This window comes from Enterobacter cloacae complex sp. GYL001 (assembly GCF_049237125.1).
Classification (GTDB): domain Bacteria; phylum Pseudomonadota; class Gammaproteobacteria; order Enterobacterales; family Enterobacteriaceae; genus Enterobacter; species Enterobacter hormaechei_C.
Genome location: NZ_JBMKGW010000017.1, coordinates 1 through 20676, shown reverse-complemented (window position 1 = coordinate 20676; position 20676 = coordinate 1). Strand labels below are relative to the sequence as shown.

Sequence of the window (20676 nt, the reverse complement as noted above, 5' to 3'; positions counted from 1 at the left end):
TTATTTGAGCGGGGTAAACACGCCGGGAAGGCGGGTTGACTGTGTGCCGGGGGCGAGGGCGACCAGAGGGAAGGTCTGAAAGCGTCTGCTGATACGTCCTTCCCGGCTGCGGGTGTCTATGATTGTCAGCCCACGACGCGTGATTCTTGCATGAGCTGGAGGGGTGATATCCAGTACCGGCCAGTCTCCCGAGCTGAGTTGTGGGGTATCTGCCCCCTCCGGCCATAACCAGGTATCATCAGTTAACACCGCCCCTGTATTTTCAGGTAGCAACCACTGGACCACATGACGCGATTCCCGCACCGGTTCGCCTGGCTCATTGACCTGCCAGATGGCTGTTGTGACCAGCTGGCGTGGTCGCGCTTTGAGTGAAAGAAGCACGCCACAGGCCTCTTGCGTTGCCCGGCGATCGGTCGCGTATACCGCCCGGGAGTTCACTGCACTGTCTGTACGGAAGTGCCGGGACGGCAGGACGAACTCCACGCCGTCGGCATCGATCACCAGGCGGGAAAGACTGACCTGGCCCTTTACCGGGCGGCGACAGCGTGGCGTCAGGTGGATGGAACACATCAAAGGTCATACCCCAGCTCATTTATCATTTCGTCTGCCATCAATTCGATGACGCCCTTATCACCACGGGCGCCACTGTTACGCTCCCTGTACTCAATGAGTTTTTTTGCGGATCCGCGAGGGAACTTCTCCGCCAGTAACTGACGGGCACGGGCAGTACCGATCGTATCCGAGAGATTTCTGCGTAGCGCGCCGTCTTTTTTGTCTGAGTTAAGCGACCACAGCTCCAGCGGTCCGAGCGTAAACCGGACAATCCGTGCCAGCGTCCCCTGGGTTGTGCGCATCATACATAGCATCGGTACGCCACTACCGTCTGCAGCCGGACCAGCTGGCATACGCAGGAATGCATGAAGATTGTGTTCGGGGATCTTAAAACTGTCCCGTAAAAGTGGAATATCTTCCTGGCGGAAGCGCAGCAGCCAGAGGGTGTTGGCAGAGTCGAGCAGGCTTTTCGGATAGTCGGTAAGGAACTGGGTACTCAGCACCGTGCGGATACCAAACTTACGTTGTTCACGATCCTGCGTATCCAGTGCTTCGAAGATGAAATCAATGCCTTTGACGTTGTGCAGTTCGTCATAGATTTTGGTTTTCATTTCACTATCGAGCTGGTTGATGCGTCGCATAATGCCCGGGAGGTAGGCTTCCGGCAGTATTTGCATTACCTCATCCTGATACTGCGGCAGCAAAAAATCACCCGCAGTGATGTGGCCAGCAAAGAGGAACATGATGCCGGTTTTCAGTCTGCCTGCCGGGGTCTTATCGCCGGCTACGTTGTTTAAGTCTACGGCAATAATGCGTGTGTTCGGGTTCAGCGCAAAACGAGTCCGACTGGCCATCATCGGGTAGTCCTGTCGGGCCTGAATCATGCAGCGCTCAATGTACTCCACCAGGGGCTCCTGTGAGCCGTTACGCTGTATTCGGCCAAAAGTCTCCTGAATAACCTCACTGCGTAGTAGCGCGGGCATATCAGCAAGTTCTGGTACCGCCTGGTAGTGTGCCCGCTGAGCTGCAGATAACTGTCCACGTTCATGCAGGAGGTCACGTACTTCGTACCATGGTGTCGCGGTCCACCACTCCGGATCGTGCTCACCCCACAAACCGGATGACTCCAGTGCCGCATCCACTTCTGGCTCTACGTTTGAACGGAACATGTTTGGCTCAATACCACTACGCATGTCATACGCCAGATCAATCAGGCGATTCACTATTTGCCGGGTATCTGTAGGGTTAGGCGGGGTCCCTTTATCCGGTTCGATACAGAAGGCCGTCAACATGGACGCGATAAATTGCTTCTCTGGTGTCACTGGCTTACGAGCGCCGTACAGGATGTCGAAGACATTGCGTGACTTAGACGGGTCGTTGCTGAGTATGATGCCGACTGCTTCGTCCTTTCTCTCTTCTGGCAGACTGTCACGTATCAGCTGGATTAACCCCATCGCGCTGAATCCTTTATCAATGTGAGCCACATAAGGAAGCGAAACCTGGGCGGAAGATACCTGTATTTCCGTCAGGGTATTAATCAGTACCGATTTACCCAGACCCGAATCGCCAGGGGCAAGTTCGGTATGCTTGTTCTGTCGAGAAGACCCCAGCCCGACTTCCCAGGCGCATCCGTCTTCCGTGTGCAGCATCAGGTTGCCTTCCCCTCGCCAGACGGTACCTGGTCGGTTGAAGGGCAACATCGATAGCGCATGGGAGAGTGGCGGGTAAAGCGGAACAGGGCCGGAGCCCGCTGACGCGGCCAGCATACTGTTGACCCATCCCCTGCGAGGATCACCGAATGTGGTGGTCGTGTTACAGACTCCCCAACCCTGCAACGCTGATTCAAGCAGCATCTGATTACGGGAGCATATTTCCCGGGTATGCCCCCAGGTGGACGCCACAATGGTCATCACGCAGACCGGATCGCGTTCATCCGTTGCAGCCAGCTGTGTGAAAGCGTCGTAAAGTGGGCGAATAGAGGGAATAAATTGTCCAAATGATGAAATAGTCTTTTTCCAGCCCAGCGCTTTCATCCCGCCAGGCATGATGTCGATTCGTATGCGCCAGGGAACGGAACGTGGAACCAATTTCACAAGCTCATTGAAGGGGCGGGGATGCTGAGGCGGAAGTGTTATGGCCACCATGCCGTGCCACAGCCCCCCTGCATGCACCAGATTACCTTCTGTTTCTGGCGTACAACCAAATACCTGAAGATTCAGGAAGGGAGCTAGCAGTGCTGTAGCGTCGCCCTCCTGAAGCGCACCCGCTGGCGCAGCCTTCCCCGGTAATGCCGGGCGCCATGCGGCCGATGTGCTGTTGCGTGCTGTTTCACGTCTGATTTCATTACAGAACTCAGGCACATCAAGCAGGCGGACAAGCAAGCCGTCTCCACCGCGTACGAGTGCTTTTTCAAGAGTGGTGATAAAGCTGTCGTGCCGGATCTTCAGACCAGACATTTGCCAGCGCCAGGGCTCCTGACCAAAGCGCGCGACAGGTGCTTTATCCTGAATGGCCCGAACGGTGGCGTTAAAATCGGTTCGTTCCTGATGACTCACCAGTGTCGGAGAGCTCCAGACGGCAAGCCAGCAGCGCTCACGAACAAGCCACGGAGAAATGACATTGATCTTCTCATTAAGCAGGTCATCCAGCTGGACGCCGATGTGCTGAATTGAACGCATTTGCGGGGCGATCATGGCGCTGACTTCGTCACGCCCTTTTTCCGGGTCACGTTCGAAAATGAAGGCCAGTTTATGGCCGATATTTTTCCAGGTGGTGCTGAGCGTGGACGCGAGGTGCGCGATCATTCCTTCAAACGCATCCGGATGATCGTCTGAGGCTGTTTCCGACATTTCACGCAATGCCCCGGATATTTCGAATACAGAAAGGAAATAGCCATGATGGGTGACACCTATATAAGGGGCTTCCAGCCAGGGTCTGAGCTCCAGATCTTGTTTGTCCAGTCCGATCACCGTACGAATGTCGCAGTAGTCGACAAAGTCAGCAGAGACGGCGAAACGGGAACAGGTATTCATAACGTCTTCAATAGTGAAGACAAGGCGGTTGATATTCATAGCTGCGAAGACTCCACCGGAATGGCGTGTATTGATGGGCGAGGCGCTTCTGTGGGCGCATCTGCGGGATAAGGCTTGCGTTAGGTTTACGTGACAGTGGTACCAGATGACTGTGAGGATAATATTGTTGTCTGCGAGGCTCCTGACAGAACGTCACTGTCCGTCACTGAATCAGGTGTCAGGATCAACGCCACTCCGTTCATTTTTTGTCGCATTTCATCGCGCATGACTGGCGGGAAACGTTTAAGCGCATCTGCATAGTCAGCTGGTCGCCATCCCCCGAAACGTTCTTCCAGAGGAAGACGATGGCGGGTCAGTTCCGACAGTACCCGACGGCCTTCCCGAACCTCGCCTGGTCTGGTGCTGAAGACGGCCTGCAGGGCTTTTCGGTTCAGGGCAACAACATTACGTGGGTGCAGGTCCGGTAGCCAGACCATGACCCCCTGAGCAGCAGCAAATCCGTTGAGGGCATGCCAGGCATGGCAGAGGTAACAGAGGTGAAACGGTGTCGTGAGCCGTTCTAATTCAGCATGTTCGATGTCAGACAGCAGACTGGTGTCGGTCAGCAGTGTTTTGGGGATGTGTCGCAAAGCAATCCGGCGGGCGGCAAGTGATGCGTGCTGCATCCCGGTCCGGGCAGCTTTCAGAGCCCGGGCGTGTTTCTCATATTCAACCGGTACCTGCGGGGTGGGACGTGACTCCAGCTGAGCCAGCGTGTCTTTCGCTCTGACAAGTCGGGTCCTGGCATCCTGCGCGTCTTCCGCAAGTCGGGATAATGGCAGGGATTCCGGTAACACAAACAGATGTTTCATGTCAGCACTACAGCAATAACACCGCCCTCCAGAAACGCTCTCGGGGGGAGGAAGTAAAGGGGCTGTGGAATGGACAACATCAGGAACCGGAAGCGGATGTAGCCATGGACAGTCAGGTGTCTTTTTCTTTTTGCTCATCGTTTTCTCCTGAAAGGGTCGGTAAACACCGACCCTTTCCTGTGGTTAGCTGATATTGACAGAGCTGGTACCGAGCTGTTTCTGGGTTCGTCCCATAATTTCAGGGACTACGGCCAGTAGTGCGCCGATGGCCAGACCTGCACAGCAGCGGCCCACAGTGATCTGCGGATTGGTGCCCACTTTTTTGAAGGACAGCAGGGAACCGATGAAGATGAACACACCGATCGCCTGGGCAATTTCCAGGCCGGAAGTTTTACCGCTTTTGGCACCAGAGGCGGCGCTACCAAACATATCGGCGAGATCGCCATCAGCGAAGGCCATGCCGGGTAACAGGAACGTGACCAGAGCACACAGCCCCTGAATCATGCGCTCGCGGCACTGCATCATGGTCAGCTGGCAGAAAATAACGACGGCATAAAGACGCGCGGAAATAGCACGGAAAAGTGACATAGTGTCTCCTTGGGTTATAAAAAAACGAAGTGTGTTAAAAAGAGAGGCCGAGAGTGGCAAGTGCGGCATCGATGAGCTGAGGTGAAAAGACCATACCGGTCCCTGCAAACAGTTTTACTGTCGCAGCGCGAATGCTTTCACTTGAACTGAGTGCGGTGTGCCCCTCAAGCTCTGATCGTCGAAACATATCGAGTGCCGCATAGACAAACCCCACTCCTGCTAGCCGGACCAGAGAAAGTACGGCGTTAGCAGCCCCGGCAGCAACGCCGTAGGTGGCGGGTTGCACATACGCGATTGCATCAAAAGATGTGGCGCCAAAGCCAAGCTGCGCACCACTGGCATTAATGATGGAGGGGAGAGATACCAGCGCGGCGCAGGAAAAAAGGCCAATAGCAAACTTGCCCGGGGACAATGGACTTCGACTGGAACGTTGCCGGGTCAGAAGTGCGATGAGGCCAAAAAAACCAATCATCTCGGACCAGCTGAATAATAAATCCAGCCCAGCGGTGAAGATGCCCGAAGCAAGATTCTCTATTAGCGTGACGGCATCCAGTGCCATTAGCGCAGGGTTCCTCCGGTTGTCACCACAGAGCGCGTGGCAGGATCAATCTGACGAATAGTGACTTTACCCAGCGTATCCCCCTCCCGGACTGACCAGGTACTGCCCTGCCATTTGATCCACGCCATTCCTGCTTCCAGCGACATGATTTTCATGCCTGCAACAGCACTGGTTGTCTGCCGTTTTTGGGGCCGGGAAGCTGTTTTTGAGGCATCAGAGGTGCTTACGCGGGTTTCCAGAACAGCCAGCTTCTGTGTCAGCTCATTAAGCTGTGCACGCGTTTCTACTGCGTAAGCCTCATCCCTTTTGATAGCATCAGACAGGCGCGTAACGCTGTCTTTAAGCGACGTCAGAGAGTCATTTATCTTGCGGTCACGATCGTTCAGCTCGTCACGGATATCCGTCATCATGCTCGCCCTGTCGTCCTGAGCCATTGGCAGGGACGTATGTGCCGCCGGTTGCGCCGCGGCTGGCGAGACAGCCTGCTGCGGAACAGACTCAACCGTACTATGCTGTGCACCGTCGAGTGTATTTTCAACTTCACTGAAGCTGGTTTCAGACGGCGTATTATTCGTCAATGACAGTGATGGACCGAACAGGTACCAGAGGCTGGCCACTGCCAGAAGCGTTATCCCGAGAAGCCACGGCAGAGAATAGCCAAACAGCAGGTCTCGCTTCCAGAAGGGCGGTTTCTCGCGAGGATCTGGCGCGCCAAAATCATCCTCGCTTTCCAGTGTTTCTTCTTCAGGCATATCAATTTTCTGGTTCATCATTGTTCCTCACGGGTACGGTATCGCCATACTGACGACGGATTTCAGCCTGGCGGCGCGCGATGGCTTCCTGCAGGCGGGTTTCGGTTTGCTGCTCTGCGGCAGCGGGTGCTGATAAGGTGCTATTGATTGCGGGACGAGCCGCTTTATTACTGCTGACAATGTCGTCAGAAGTAACCGAGTCAACGAAGAGAATGGAGATAACTTCTTTCTGCTTCACGGTGACCTGGCGGAACGGCTCACGGGCCATCTCCTGTTTGATGACTTCCGCCCCGGTCTGGGCTGTGCCGCCAACCATTACACCAGCCACTGTGCTGCCATCAGGTTTACCCACTCGTCCGGTGACGGTACCGACACTGGACTGCATAACCTGAGTGTTAGCATCCTTGTACAGACCGCCAAGATCACCAAGACCTCCCAGTACAGCGGGCAGAACGATGTGTGTTCCCCATCGATGGTTAACATCGGAGGCCACAGAAGACATCAGGTTTTTCTCACTCTGTGCGCTTGCATTGACGTTCAGCTCCATGCCGTTCCAACTCATACTGGTAAATCTGATATCCAGTCCATTGCCGGCAAGTTTTGCTGACGAACTGTGAAGTCTTGCGCCAGCCAGCGGCCCGGCAGGAATAACCGCAACAACCTCTGAGTTGGGGTTATCTGAATCCACGGCAGTCTCCATATAACCGGCCGCACGCGTAAGTGCGTGGATGAAGACCTGTGCACTCTCTGTTTCAGTTTTTGTCTCTGCCAGGTTTCTTGTGCCAGTCGCTGGCGATGTCTGCGTAACACTTGCCAGGGCAGTTGCCAGCACCGGTGCATCGCCGCCAGTCTGTGCGTCACTGATCCGCTTAAGCAGTTTTTGCAGTTGAGCCTGGCGCTTTTCGTTTGCCTGCTCTTCTCCGGCCGGGTTTTCCGCATGGCGTGATGCTGCTGGCGGCGGAGGTGGCAGGTCCACCGGTTTTGTTTCTGGCACCTTATCCGGAGGGGGTTCCGTGACTTCAAGGCCGACCGGGAGACTGGCGATGAAGGATGAATCGGTCCGTGCGGCTTCCTGCGCGCCTAAATCGTTTGAGGCTTTAAGCAGTTCACGGTAACGCGGGCTCTCCGTCGTGGTGGTTACGGCACTTGAGGCCGTACCGTTAAGGTTGACGGCAGAATCTGTTCCTGAAGGGTCATGTGTCAGCCACGACATGGCCAGATAACCCGCGGTCACTAAAACCAGGGCACTAAATCCAATTATTGAAAAAAGTTTTTTGCCGTTCTTACCGGCATCCTGTTCTGCGCTCATTACTGAAGCTCCGGCGTGACGTGAACGGATTTCCCGTTTACTGAGAAGGTCAGTAACGGGGTGACGGGGAGTTTCCAGAGATGCGTACCATCCGCTGAAGAGAGTGTCTGTTCAAACTCGTCGCGCAGCATTGCGCGGGAACGGACCATCAGATCATCACCGCTTTGCCAGATCGCAGTGTCAGGGACGTTGCCCTGGAATTTAAGGCGACGGGCATCTTCTGGTGGTGTGCCATCCAGAAAAGCCTGCAACGTGGCGCTGTGGAGTGCGATTTTATCGACGGGTACGCCCGGGGCTGCTGAGCCAGGACCCAGACGCGGGACGCGTAAATCCAGCCGACTGTCGATCTCCTGACTGGCAGTACGGGTGTCTGTCTCACCACTTGTCACATTGATCATGATTGGAACATCAAGCCCTTTCAGATATACGGAAATATTCCCCGCAGCCCACGGGCGCAGTGGTGTTATGGCCAGCATGTTGGTTCCAGCATTGAACTTCACATCAAAACTCTTCGGGCTGGCATTAATTGGCGGATCTGACTGTGGCCACGGTGCGCCATTGATGTCCGTCAGGGTGACGACGCTCTGGTTATTCATGGCCGTGCGTACCAGCGGGATACTGGCGCCTGGAGAAAGATTGAGGGTTAATGAACTGATACGCGGAACCACGCTTATCATTGGGGCATTTACAGAACGCTCGTTGTCGGTCAGTCGAAGCCTCAATTCGCGTATCTCATCCGCTGACAGAGGCGAGTCTAAACCTGCTGCCTCATCTACCAGCGGCGAGCTTTGTTCCGGGGGCGGGAGCTCTCCACTAATCCGGGTTGCCGGTACACCTGTTGTTTGCGCTTCTGCCCCCTGAGGAGCGGCGGCAGTTGTTGCACCAGGCGTCCTGGCATCCTGCCAGCCAGTATTGTCAGCGGCGGCTACGAGGGCCGGACCACACAGCAGTAGTGTGGTCATGAGATAACGAAGTTTCATGGCGGGAGCCTCAGAGATTGCGGGGAGCGTTGCGTGAGATCATCTGGCGGATTTCCATCCCGACGGGTTTCTGTCGTGGATCTACGCGCTGGATGGTAATTTCGAAAACAAACGGTTGTTCAGGCTTGCTGGTCGTCTGCCCAACCAGGCGCAAACGTACCGGATACTGCATTGTCCAGAACCAGGTTCCGTCAGACAGACGCCCACGCCGGATGACGACACCAGCCCCTACGGAACCGGTAAGATTCATACGCTCGCGTTTCAGGGCATCGTAGATATTGGAGTTGGTTAGCGCCTGGATGTAACTGGCGTGTCCTGCTTCAGAGAACAGCGATGCTGTAGAGGATACCTGTTCACGATAATGAACGAAGTCCAGGTTAAAGGCCCGCATCAGAGCCTTGCTGCCAAAGGCGATGGCATCGTCCTGGCTCCATGCTGGTTCGGAAGTGGGAGCCAGGCGAACCAGGCGCCCACTGTCGGTGGCAAAGTAATCCCGTGGCTGTTGTATCAGAGCCCAGGTCAGGCCAGCATTGAGGATGATGCTGATAAGCAGGCCACTCCCCAGCAGGAGGTTACTCTTCATCAGCTCTGGTGCCATTTTCTGGCGTTTTTCTGCCGTTTTCATCATGTTCACGGCGTTTTTCAGCGGATCCTCCGCAGGGGAGGGGGCCCGCCCCTTTGCAGGGGGGGCTGATTGTGTCTGTTTTGTCATAGGTTTCAGGAGTTGAAGTTTTTCCAGGGATCGATGTTGTCTGGGATCTGTTCGTTGACTTTATCCAGGGCCGCTTCGCAGACCTTATTTTCCAGTTGCGAAATGATTTCATCGAGCCCGGGGAATTGCGGCAGGGTCACCTTGACGTTCTTGATACGGGACAGACAGGACTGCAGGGAGGATGAGACATTGCTTTCGCGCTGTTCCCAGGCTGTTGCGGCCGCCCTGGCTCGCTCATAACCAGCCTGGCTACCCGCTTCAGCAGCACTTCCTGCTCGGCAGGTTGCCGCCGCAGCGGCGGCAGAAAAAAGCATGAAGCCGGACAAAAGTCCGGCTTTAAGCATGTGATATCGCATTCTCTCTCCTTATCGGCTTAGCGGCCGGGGCTGTGGGAGTGTTCCTGATGAAGCGCTTTTTCCTGTCTGCCCTCCGGCTTTCGGGCGTCATCCCATTGTTTCCAGGTCTGTTCAAAACCGAGGCGCTGGAACAAGGTATCTGCCTGTTTTTCCGGTGTGTAGAGCCGGGCGGGAAGCGGTGTATCCTCTTCCCGACCTTTCAGGTGGAACGTCATCAGCTGAGGTGCGGCACGGGTGGTGCCGTCGGGTTCGAAATTCACCGCCTGTCCGTAGCCTACAAAGCGGGGACCGTCATCGGTGATGGCATTAATAACCAGCTGACTGTTGTCTGTGGTTGGCGTGGCCAGTGCCGGATACAGCGTGCCATCCAGACGAACCATCCCCTGCAGGTGTTCCCCCGCAGACTGGACAAGCAGCAGATCTAACTGGTTTGACTGTGTGTCCATAGAGGCCATGACGGGTACCAGCCTGTCTGGTGCTTCCGTGGACGGTGGCGAAATGCTGGCCGCGGCTACCGGTGACTTTACAGGATGCCTGTCTTCGCCCAGATAAAACTGACGCTCTTCCAGGCGAGGTGGCAGCTTCAGGTCTGTGGTGTACTCAGGCCAAGCCTGTCGGATTTGCTGTGTGAGGCGGCCAAACGTATCGACCGGGAAAGCCTGAAGAGGCTGTCCCTGCTCCGGTCGATCATGTGCCACGGCAAGACCTGTTGAGGCGGACGTCAATGACCAGTTATTTTTTACGCGCTCTTTTTCCTCACCAGGTACCTGCCAGCTGTCACGGGAATTGAGCGTCAGCGTGACCACATCGCCGGTTTTGTGGTGCGCGATCAACTCCCGTAAATCCTGCCCCCAGTAGGTATGACTTCCACCGCGGTTCTGTAGCTCGATAAAGAAGCTCTTGCCCTTTTGCTCTTTATTTTCGTACATCGCTTCACCAAAGTTCTTGAGGACCGCCGTGACGCTCTGGCCTGGTTTCAGTGCAGAGGGGGCGGGCTCAGCGGGCATATCAGGGACCCGGATGCTGTCGGCCTGCTTAGGCGCTACAGGCTCTGTTGAGGGTGAAACGGCAGGCTGCTTTGCGGCAGTTGCCTGTGCTGACGGCGTGGGTGATACGGGGGGCACGGGTATGCCCGGAGCGTCAGGGGTAACAGCTTCGGGGGCGGCTGTTGCCGGTGACACTGGCGATGCGGCATCAGGTGATGGAGTCTGTCGGTTCAGATCCGGCGTAGGAATATGTGTTGTGACTGAATCCCTGGTTGCCCCAAACTGTTGCCGCATAGTCTCAAGCTGCGCGCGCTGCGCAGGCAGCTTCATTCGGATATCGAGGTCATATTCAATAATGAGCCGCATGGCCTGCTCTTTAAACTGCGTACTGCCGGTGAGCTCCACCACACCGCCGTAATAGCGTGATGCCACGGCCAGCGCGGCGAGCACCTTGCGCTTGTCCTCACTCGCACCGTTACACATTTCGAGACGGTTGCCGAGATCGTGAAACGCATCTTCCCCGTCGAGACGGTAAAGCACCTTATTGTCACGCTGTTCTTCCGTTGACAGGGCTTTAATGATTTCATCGAGATCTTCTCGCTGAAGCGGTTCCGGCCTTCGCGGTCCGTAGACAAGCCCATCCGCTTCATGCATCTCACTCTCTGCCGTTTCCTTCCTGCCCGGGGAGGGCTCTGACGTGTTTGGATCCACATCGGCAGTTTGCGTCTGCTCCTGTTTTTGCCCGGTTGATGTTGCTCCGGGGGACTGTGGAGGGATTGGTAATTCAGGAACGATCGGCTCCGGAGACTCAGCGTCTGTTTCATGTGACGCAGCCTCAGGCTTCAGGGTTTGTTTGCCCGTTTCTGACAGTTCATGGTCTGTCTGTCGTTCCTGAGCAGGCATATGGGGAATGTCATCAGACTGACTGTTCACCCATTCAGCAAATTGTGGGTCGTCCATCTGCGCGCGTATGTCTGCATAATCATCGAGGCCAGGGACCGGTATATTCGATCCTGATTCGATGGCACTATGACTACGCTGACCGGCATCCGCAGAAGATGTCGCGATCGTCACGTCCGTGGTGCTCTGCGTATCAGGAATTAAAACATCAGCGTCTCGCAGGGACGTGGGGGCGGGTTCATCGTGTTCAGCCTTATTCTCAACCGGTGCCGCACTGATACTGGCTTCATCGGGCGGCATCACCGCTGCCGGAGAGATTATTTCAGGTTCAGGCGGGGCGGGAGGCGCTGGGTTTACTGACTCATCCTGCCTGTGGCTTTCAGACGGAATAACGACAGGTTCATCCGGGGCAATCGAAGACTGGCCGGATTCCTGACTTTCCAGATTTTCCATTTTTGGGTCCTGTTGTGAGAGAAATTGTGCATCGTTGGGTGCGTAGTCTGTCCGGATATCGATGCCGGCAGACCTGAGGCGGTCGCTGATGTGCTCACGGAAGGCTTCTCTGCCCCTGCTGATATCGAGATCGTTGAAGTCCGTCAGCAAGCGTGCTTTTTCTTCTTCGGTGAAATCAGGGGCGATGACTCTGCCGCCCGTGAGTTCTGCCGCTTTCTCAGCGCTCAGGATGCCCTTATTTTCAGGTTGTCCTGTCTGCGCATTCTTCAGCTGATGATCATTGTCTGCACAGAAAATAAAAGGACTGTCAGGCCAAACGGCACGAGCATTCTGGCCAACGGCAATCATGTTTCCCGCATCAACCGTCATCAGTACCGGCAGACCTGATGCCTCATGCAGAGAGGCTGCTGTGGCATATCCTTCAGCAAACAGCAAAGGCAGGCCATTCTGTGGCGTCCCCAGTGCAAACCAGTTACCTGTTTTTTCACTGTCTTTAAGGATGCGGGCGTCTTTTCCGCCGGTGAGCGGAATACGCTGGTAAGAGCGTATGTCGCCATGCGCATTGCTGAAGGGGATCACAAGTTCTTGCTTATCGTTGATTCTTATACCCGGCGCAGCCTCCACACCCTTACGGGTCAGATAGGCGTTCGTTGTAGCCTGCGGGTAGCGGTCAACATATCGGGCGGCGTACTCCGCCTGCCGGTTGTACTGTTGCTCCAGAGCACGGGCATTGTCTTCACGCGTTTGCTGGGCGTGTGCACGGAGATGAAGACGCGCAAGCGGATCCATCTCGCCACCACCTGAAAACACCCACTGCGTCGGTTTAGCGTCGGCGCTGCGATAATCGCGGTACCATCCGGCAGGGCGCCCGTCCAGGTAAGCCTTGTAAGCTCCGCTTTTCGAACCTTTCTTGTCCTGTTTCGTCGGTACGCGCTGAAGGCTTCCATCCATCACGGGGAGCCCCTTAACTAGCAGCCCTGCTTCTTCAAGTTTTTGAGCAAACTCTGTTACCGGATCGTCCGCATTCATCGACAGTTCATGGGGGCGGGGCATCCATCGCTCGAACCTGGTCAGGTCGGCTCCTGGTCGGGCATACCAGAGGCGGTGCTCATCGTCCCATTTAAGGGCTTTCTGCCCATCGCTGAGACGCGGGTGGGCGTTGATGGCGTCGTCCTTCTCTTCGTGAGGTACGGCAAGCCATACGCGGTGACTTTTTTGCATGGTCACATTCCTGGAAGATATTGAGGGAGTAGCGCGGGAGCGCTATGGGGAACGAACGGGTTACATCGGGTTCAGAGACCAGTCCAGTCTCGTGGTTTTTCAACAAAATGCCGGTACCACCAGGGGCGACCGGAGGCAATCTTTCCCCTGAAGGTACTTATTACGCGCAGGCAGATAGCCCGTACACTCCAGCCAAAGAAATTCAGGGCAACAAAGAATCCCAGAATGGCGGAACAGATATACAGCGTCTTCATGGACGGCCAGCGAAACCAGACCAGATACAGCAAAAGGAACGGCAGCGGGATACCAAAAAAGGTGACAGGCGGTGTGGCATAGCGCCAGAATCCTTCTCGTTTCAATGTCTAAGCTCCTGTGTCGGTAGGTAGAGTGCCGCTTCGTGTCTGTCTATATCACCCGTTACGTAACCTTCACGCACTTGATCGATAATGCGCCTTTTCTCCAGTCTCAGGATGTTATCGATGTGGGCCGGCCACTTCTCTGACGGGAGATTCTGTAGTGCATCGCGTAGCTCATCGTCGAAGACGATGTATTCCCGGAGAGCCCGGCGTTTGCCGTCTGTCGTTCTGACAAGTACCTGGACTACGATAAACCGTAACATCCCAAGCATCTCCCAGGCGCGTGCATCACGAATCTGAGGCGGAAACAGACCAAGCAGTCGGTTCAGGGTTTCACCTGGTGATTTAGAGTGCAGTGTACCGATGGTTAAATGTCCGCTTTCACCAGCCTGGACAGAAGCCTCTGCTGTTTCCGTGTCACGAATTTCCCCGATACCGATGACCTCCGGGTTTCGGCGCATTGCGGAGCGAAGCCCATCTGCAAAACTTGCGACGTCACGTCTTACCTGAGCCTGATGCGGCGGCAGAAGGTCGTCGGGGCGGCCGAGAATGTACTCTACTGGATCTTCGTAGGTCACAATTTTGCGATCGGGCTGTGTGTCCTGGCAGTGGCGATACAACGACGCCTGCAACGTTGATTTACCCGAACCCGTTTCACCGCAAATAAGACCCAGCCCGGTTTTTGGCAGCATTGCCGCCGCCAGATCGGGCTCGATACCCAGCTTCAGAAAATCGGGAATGATGTGGGGGATCACACGCAGAGTGACGGAGAGAGCCTTTTCTTCCCGGGCAGATGTCCCCTGGATGATGTGCGCGCGTAGCCGCACGCGTTCCCCCCTTTCCAGGCCATATCGCCCATGCATGTCGCCGTCGATTTGAATGGCTCTGTCCAGCGGTCTTCCACCCTGCACTCGGGGGCGCACTTCTGGCCCCAGCAGGTCGTCAAGCATATTTCCCAGCATGATATTCGGCAGTATGGTGTCTGAGACTCTCTCACGTCGGCCATAACGACTCACTGAAACTGGTGAGCCGCCAACCAGATCCACATCACTGACTCCATGTGCCGAACACCAGGCAAAAAATGTCCTGAACTCGTCGGCGGTATAGGCACCGCTGAACGGGAAAAGCCCGAACGAGTCAGGGATAGCTGATATGTTCACGAGGAAAACTCCTTACTGGATGGTAACGGACGGGCGCCAGCGTGATTTCTGTAGCTCAAACGATGCATGTGATTTGAGTCGGCGAACACGATCGCCGGTAACGAGCTTCTGACCACTGCCAGTAACAGTCTGCTGCTGCTCGGTGACTTCCGGCCGGGAAATCATGCCCCGTCGCCAGAGCAGGGAATAAAGCATCATGCCGCGATAGTCCCGGGTGAGTTGATTCATGCTGGCCTCAAAGGTCAGATCGGCATTTTCGCGACCTTCCTGCCAGCCTTTTTTCAGTGCGTCTTCCCAGACCTTTCTCTGGGCGCTGTCTTCCGGCACAACCAGACCTTCTGTGCCAGGGGTTGCCGTGGTGGCCAGACCGCGTAGTAACCAGCTGCGCCAGCTGGGCGGGTTACTGACGAATCGCTCCGGTCGGATGATGGTCCAGACTTTTGAGGCTGTGCGAATTTGATCAGGAGTGATGTGTGCTACGTCCTGCGCTTCATCAATAACCGGAGGAAGCCAGCCTTCAGGGCTGATAAGTGGACGGAAATCGTAAAGGGCATTGAGGGTGGATTCGCGGGCGTTGAGTGCCTGGGTTAACTCCCATGCCCGCTGGGATTTTCCTCCCCGGAATCCCAGTGTTCTGCCAGCATCAGTAAGCATTTGCCAGCGCGTTTCGGACAGACCTTCTGGTCTTTGTCGCTCCGGGTTGAGCCAGGCCTGCATATCCGGAGGTGGTGCCCCTGTATCTGTCGGTGAAGCCGGCCGCTCTCCTGCACACCCAGTCAGGAGCAGAGCAGGGAATAGTAACAAGAGAAAGCATTTCATTTCTTTCTGGTCTCCGGTTGCATGAAGTTGAGCTGGAGCAGCCCAGGGTACTGATTCAGGGTTGCGCGCCATGCGGTCTGCGCTTCGATAACGCGCAACACATTGCTGAACGTCATGCCACGAACGTGCAATGTTACGGGCAAGGGCAGGCGAACGCCGCTGTAGTTGAACTGCAGGCCACGTGCCCGCGCCAGTTCATCCAGTAGCTCCACAGCATCACCTTCCCAGTCGAAAGAGACGTCAGCGCTGTTGGAGCGAACGATCTCCATGGATGATGGCGCGGTTTTCGAACCGGACCAGACACCGTTATTCCACATCTGATACTGTGTGTGACGGGTAACGGAAACGGATGAGGCCGCGCCGTAACGGTCGGGGGAAGGAGAAACTGGAGACGTTGATGGCGTAGTCCAGGACTGGCAGCCGGCGAGCAGGGAGATGGCCAACACGCCGGGAAGCATTAAACAATTCATGGTAGTTACCTTGCCGGGGGGCGACGGAGATTAAAGCCAGAAGATTCAGTGGGCGAGGCTTATGATGCCGTTAATTTTGATGTTTACTTTTCCTGCGTATCCAGCTAATTAATTCAGATGGTTGATTATTTGCGGTCATCCAGAATAAAAGTCCGAATACAGAGAAAGTGAGATAAAACTGCCTGATGGTATCGTCAACACGCTCTTTCCAGTCATCCTCATCAATTAATACCGTTTTGCATACCTGAGGCATTACAAGAGGAGATGGCGGGCCGCTATCGTTTGATTGTTTACATTCTCTTACCATGCCTGGTGGTGCATCACCGGTAAGTGATCGGGCCTGTTCAAGGAAGGTGTCGGCGAGCGAGTGGTTGAATCCAAATAACATGAACAGAATAAAAAAACCGGTGGCTGGCGCAGTTATCAGGCTGCTGAAAGCAACACTGCTGATCTGATGCAATACATGTACATATCGGAAAGATTTCATCTTCAACGGTCTCAGCGGGAGAAAGTTCGGGGGGATTACAGCCAGTGCACAGGGGATAACACACAAAGAAACGGCAGAGGAAGCCCATTGCGGGCTTCCCCTAAACTATCAGAACGTGAACTGCAACTGTGCGACCGCACCGTAGGTACGATCGGTTCCTGCAATACCGGTCAGGTCCAGATGTACTACGTCGAAAGGAGAGAAGCCCAGACCCGCAGTGAAAGCGTTGCCCTCGCTGGAGACCATGTTCTGACGATAACCCGCGCGTACCTGCATCCAGTTCCAGGCATTCAGTTCGGCACCCACACTGGCGAACTGGCGTTTGTCATCCCGCTCAAAGCGGCTTGCTTCGGTCAGATCCACATCGAGAGCGGTGGTCAGGATACTGTTACTCCATGCCACGCCTGCAGTGGCCTGTGGTTTTACTTTGAATGTTTCTTTCTCACCATTCACTGCTTTAGTGTCAACGGTGCGGGCGATGATGTTCTGTACCGCGAGACCCAGCATCCAGTTGTCGCCGAGGTTTGTTGCCAGACCGATGTCGGCGTTAAATCCGGTTTTAGTATTGCGGTAGTCATCCGAATTCAGGTCATTTTTGTCGAAGTCGTTTACCTTTGCGCTGTAGTTGAAAAGATCGATGCGTTGATACTTGGGCGTGATCCCCAGTGACCAGCTATGTCCCGCTGTTTCAAATTCGTGCGCCATAGCCACACCGACATCGGTGATAACGGCAGCCCGACCATAAGCGCGGGACGTTAGTGCATCCTTGTCTACCGTATCTGACGGGATGGCGCCGCTGGCGATATTATCGAGATACTGTAGATCGTGATCACTGACCTTGCCGTTTACGGAAACGGTGCCCCAGGACTTCACGACAACCGCAAATGGAAGCACTTTATTAGGAGTGGTAGCAATGACAGATGCCCCGACCTGTCCGTTTGCTTTTACGTCCTTCAGGTCTTCCAACTTGTTGCGTAATGCGGCTGCACTTTCGCTGACACCGCTCTGGCGGTCAACTGCATTGTCAAAATTGTTCCACAGATCCTTTACGTCATCGGTATTATCGATGGCATTATCTGGGTCTGCTACCTGGACACCTACGGACGGCAGCACCAGGCTGAAGTCATCGTTCGCGCCAAATTTCGTCAGGAGTGCCGGGTTGGATAAGGCAGCTGTACCGTAATGTGCGGAAGCTACGCCAGTCCCGCCCATCGCATCGCTGCGGGCTTCCATATAAGAGGTTGCAGCTCCCGCATGAAATGCCATCATGACGGCGAAAGATATCAGTGTTTTTGCAATGTGAGTCTTTTTCATAAGTAAATTTCCTGTAGTCCTGTCTGGATTTAGGGCAAAAGTAGGTCCTGATGCGGCAGCATCAAAATTTCCTTTTTCTTTTTTAATTCAGATTTTCAGCGTGGTTTAAAGCTGTCTGAATATAAGTACGGGTAACGTTGTTCCGTGTTCAAGTGCTGTTGCCAGCCCTGCACCTAAGGTGACGAGGCGGATAGTACCTGTTGCTGCGTGTTCCCTGAGGAGTCGCTCTTTCCAGCATTCCTGCTCTGTATTCAGGGTGCGCGTAATAATGGATAGCACCGGAAAATATGTCAGCTGAGATGAAGATATTTTCTTCTTAATTAATATGCCGTTTCGTTCCTGATCTTTATCCTCAGTTGTATTTTCAGTCTTCCAGAAAATAATGCTGTCATTATTATTTTCGGCTGAAGGAATAATTACCTCCCGGAAATTTTCTTCCGTTTGTGGCCATTGATGACTCGCGCTGCCTGTGTCGACAGGGGGAACGTTGCTTCCAAGCAACCAGCCAGGAGAAACGAAAAACCAGTCAGCGAGCGCCTGGAGAAGCGGGGTGGACAGATAGTCCATTGTACGTTCCCTGTCCTGTAGCACACTAACCCGAACATTCCATGACGACAGCAGTTCTGCGATGTCTGTCGGGCTAAGCTCGTGTGACTGCATCAGTAGCTCAAAGCGGTCTATAACGCTGATTGCAGTATTACTGAATGGCAGGAAGATATCGCGAAAAGAGCCTTCAATTACCATACTCAGCAACTCTGACTGAGAAATTCCAATTTTGCCTGACAGCTCATCAATCAGTTGACGGGTACCAGGTCGCAACCGAAGTGATGTGGTCTGCATGGGCTTCTTATCATTGCGCTGAAGCAGTTCTGCAATCCTGTTCCGATCAAGGTCGGGGAGCGCCAGAAGCGAGGTGAAAATTGCTGTGAGACTGTTTGCCACATGGCCCCCTTAAGTGAAATTAAACTTTGTTACTCAGTGGGTTAAAGAATAATTAATCGTGACGCGTATGTATAACGAGTTAATTCGATCGTGTAGATCGACTGCGTTTGCGTGTTCGTTTTAATTACGTTTGTGTATTTGCTTTTTTAGCGAGCTTTCCGGCGCGGCCGAATGAGTACAAGCACGCCGGTTTCAGGTACGGTTATCCAGCGCCATTCCTGTAAAAATGTTTGCAGCCGTATCCCGTTTCTGATGGCTGGAGGTATCGTGACTGTGGTGCAGCGCCAGCGGTGCGTTTCCCCCATTTTTGACATCAGGATAGTCATGCTTTTCAGGTGTGCCGGTCGCATCAGATGGGATGTGAAGTACACCGGCGAGCTGTCTCTTTGTAGCGCCAGCTGCAACGTGACCAGAAAGCTCCGGTGAAAGCGTGCCGCACGCCGGAGATTAAGATGGCCAACCCGGTCAAATGTCGACAGATGCAGGGTTGTGTAATGCTTCTTACGATGTCGAACCAAGGCCGTTCGGAACCCTTTCCAGGGCGTCACGGCACTGACGATTGTCATTATCGGGCAATACAGCAGTAGCGTTAGTGGTACTGCTGAAAGGAAAATCAGAAACACAGCCCCTCCAGAAGAAAAGTTATACCTGGGCCGACAGTGCCAGGTCGGGGTTAAGCGGACATATCATGATGTGATTGTTTGTCCTGACAGGAAGCTCTCCCGGCGCGGGGACTCGTTCGCCGCGCTGGGCTGCAAGAGCCAGTGTCCGCAGTAGCAGTTCGCTGGCGCGGGCCAAAGCAAGTTCGCGAGTCGGCGCTGATACTGTCAGATTTTCGAAATCGCATAGCATTACCTTGATGTCACCTGATTCTTCGCTGTCCTGCTCGACCTGGGCAGGATAGGGCACGAAGTAGGGGGCGATCTTTTGAGTCTGGCGCCGTCGCGCGTCCAGCTTGCTGACCAGCTGGTAAGCTCTCAGATGGGTGTAGCGTTTTAGCATATTCATCGAGCGATGGCCTGATATAGCTGCGACCTCCATAACGTTCAGCGTACCGAGTTCGAAGAAACGGCTGATGGCCTCGTGCCGTAGATCATGAAAATGCAGATTCTCGATAGAGAGTTCCTTGAGGGCATTCCGCCAGGCGCTTTTGAAACCGGATGACGTATAGGAAAACAACTTACCTTTTAGCTGGGCCGGCATCATCTGAAGCAGGTTACGAGCCTTACGTGAGAGAGGAACATCTCGTGATGAGCCATTCTTGGTATCGGGCAGATGTGCTACGCCGTGCTGCAGGTCGATGTATTCCCATTGCAGGTTAAGGATTTCACCCTGCCGCATGGCTGTCTCAAGCGCGAGATGAAAAATTATATACAGCATTAAGTTTCGTTCCCGGAAATAACGGGACAGTCTGCGCTCTTCACTGGATGTCAGGCGGCGATCACGACCTTTGGATACTTTAGGTTTACGTACCAGTTCGACTGGGTTGCTTCGACAGGTTCCCCATTCCACGCGAGCGATCCCGAATAGAGATGATAAAAGCGCCAGTTCAAGCCTTACTGTATTGCCAGTGATAGGGTTCCCAGTCCTTGGGTTGAACTGCATCAGCCTTTCATCACGGTAGGCTGCAATATCAACTGTGGTGATCTCATCCATGTTCCGGTTAGCCAGTGGGTGACGCTTAATGACGTTGACCCGGTAAAATTCCTGAAGATGTCCCTTTTTGTGAACTGATACCGACTCGTAATACTTATCGAGGCCCCGACTGAGAGACATTTTTCTAATACGCGCAACAGAAGACATCATTACTCCCAAAAGGCGAAGAAAATAAAGCCTTGTGCGAAAAATGCAATAACACTGTCAATCCGGTGTGTGGA

Annotated in this window: 19 protein-coding genes and 1 pseudogene; all 20 read right to left on the bottom strand. The window is 54.4% G+C overall.

Annotation, left to right across the window (positions count from 1 at the left end):
• Entirely contained in the window at positions 1-570 is a 570-nt protein-coding gene (locus tag ACOTWU_RS21210) for a hypothetical protein (protein WP_022649999.1), read from the bottom strand.
• The gene (locus ACOTWU_RS21205) at positions 570-3623 is read right to left on the bottom strand and encodes a hypothetical protein (RefSeq protein WP_022649998.1); all 3054 of its coding nucleotides are present in this window, start codon (positions 3621-3623) and stop codon (positions 570-572) included. The genes ACOTWU_RS21210 and ACOTWU_RS21205 overlap by 1 nt, the downstream gene beginning before the upstream one ends.
• Positions 3624-3709: 86 nt before the next feature.
• Positions 3710-4420 (bottom strand): conjugal transfer protein TraT, encoded by a 711-nt coding sequence (locus ACOTWU_RS21200; protein WP_234103969.1) that lies wholly within the window; start codon positions 4418-4420, stop codon positions 3710-3712.
• A 198-nt stretch (positions 4421-4618) separates the two neighbouring features.
• On the bottom strand, positions 4619-5023 hold the full coding sequence (locus ACOTWU_RS21195) for a DUF6750 family protein (RefSeq protein ID WP_022649996.1): 405 nt from the start codon (positions 5021-5023) through the stop codon (positions 4619-4621).
• A gap of 34 nt (positions 5024-5057) precedes the next feature.
• Positions 5058-5582, bottom strand: a complete 525-nt coding sequence (gene traQ / locus ACOTWU_RS21190) for a conjugal transfer protein TraQ (protein ID WP_022649995.1) — start codon at positions 5580-5582, stop codon at positions 5058-5060.
• Entirely contained in the window at positions 5582-6355 is a 774-nt protein-coding gene (gene traP, locus ACOTWU_RS21185; RefSeq protein WP_123839398.1) for a conjugal transfer protein TraP, read from the bottom strand. The genes traQ and traP overlap by 1 nt, the downstream gene beginning before the upstream one ends.
• Positions 6336-7643 (bottom strand): conjugal transfer protein TraO, encoded by a 1308-nt coding sequence (gene traO / locus ACOTWU_RS21180; RefSeq protein ID WP_022649993.1) that lies wholly within the window; start codon positions 7641-7643, stop codon positions 6336-6338. The genes traP and traO overlap by 20 nt, the downstream gene beginning before the upstream one ends.
• On the bottom strand, positions 7643-8623 hold the full coding sequence (locus tag ACOTWU_RS21175; protein ID WP_022649992.1) for a DotH/IcmK family type IV secretion protein: 981 nt from the start codon (positions 8621-8623) through the stop codon (positions 7643-7645). Before ACOTWU_RS21175 ends, traO begins: the two co-directional genes overlap by 1 nt.
• Before the next feature lie 10 nt (positions 8624-8633).
• Positions 8634-9251 carry a DotI/IcmL family type IV secretion protein gene (locus ACOTWU_RS21170; protein ID WP_179297403.1) on the bottom strand — a complete coding sequence of 206 codons (618 nt, stop codon included), beginning with the start codon at positions 9249-9251 and terminating at the stop codon, positions 8634-8636.
• A gap of 89 nt (positions 9252-9340) precedes the next feature.
• Positions 9341-9691 carry a hypothetical protein gene (locus ACOTWU_RS21165; RefSeq protein WP_022649990.1) on the bottom strand — a complete coding sequence of 117 codons (351 nt, stop codon included), beginning with the start codon at positions 9689-9691 and terminating at the stop codon, positions 9341-9343.
• A 1289-nt stretch (positions 9692-10980) separates the two neighbouring features.
• Positions 10981-13251: pseudogene (locus ACOTWU_RS21160) on the bottom strand (LPD7 domain-containing protein); the annotation flags it as partial.
• A gap of 71 nt (positions 13252-13322) precedes the next feature.
• Entirely contained in the window at positions 13323-13610 is a 288-nt protein-coding gene (locus tag ACOTWU_RS21155; protein ID WP_022649988.1) for a hypothetical protein, read from the bottom strand.
• Positions 13607-14767: a plasmid transfer ATPase TraJ gene (gene traJ, locus ACOTWU_RS21150; protein WP_022649987.1), complete on the bottom strand. Its 1161-nt coding sequence runs from the start codon at positions 14765-14767 to the stop codon at positions 13607-13609. Before traJ ends, ACOTWU_RS21155 begins: the two co-directional genes overlap by 4 nt.
• A 12-nt stretch (positions 14768-14779) precedes the next feature.
• On the bottom strand, positions 14780-15586 hold the full coding sequence (locus tag ACOTWU_RS21145) for a type IV secretory system conjugative DNA transfer family protein (RefSeq protein WP_022649986.1): 807 nt from the start codon (positions 15584-15586) through the stop codon (positions 14780-14782).
• A complete protein-coding gene (locus tag ACOTWU_RS21140; RefSeq protein WP_022649985.1) occupies positions 15583-16056 on the bottom strand; it encodes a DotD/TraH family lipoprotein in 474 nt (157 codons plus the stop codon). Before ACOTWU_RS21140 ends, ACOTWU_RS21145 begins: the two co-directional genes overlap by 4 nt.
• Positions 16057-16126: 70 nt before the next feature.
• Positions 16127-16543, bottom strand: coding sequence for a hypothetical protein (locus tag ACOTWU_RS21135; RefSeq protein WP_123839394.1), 417 nt, complete (start codon positions 16541-16543; stop codon positions 16127-16129).
• Between the two features lie 108 nt (positions 16544-16651).
• Positions 16652-17857, bottom strand: coding sequence for a conjugal transfer protein TraF (locus tag ACOTWU_RS21130; protein WP_022649984.1), 1206 nt, complete (start codon positions 17855-17857; stop codon positions 16652-16654).
• Positions 17858-17962: 105 nt separating this feature from the next.
• Positions 17963-18799 (bottom strand): hypothetical protein, encoded by an 837-nt coding sequence (locus tag ACOTWU_RS21125; protein ID WP_022649983.1) that lies wholly within the window; start codon positions 18797-18799, stop codon positions 17963-17965.
• A gap of 146 nt (positions 18800-18945) precedes the next feature.
• Positions 18946-19422, bottom strand: coding sequence for a hypothetical protein (locus tag ACOTWU_RS21120; protein ID WP_022649982.1), 477 nt, complete (start codon positions 19420-19422; stop codon positions 18946-18948).
• Positions 19423-19441: 19 nt separating this feature from the next.
• Entirely contained in the window at positions 19442-20605 is a 1164-nt protein-coding gene (locus ACOTWU_RS21115; RefSeq protein WP_301741653.1) for a site-specific integrase, read from the bottom strand.
• Between the last annotated feature and the right edge of the window lie 71 nt (positions 20606-20676).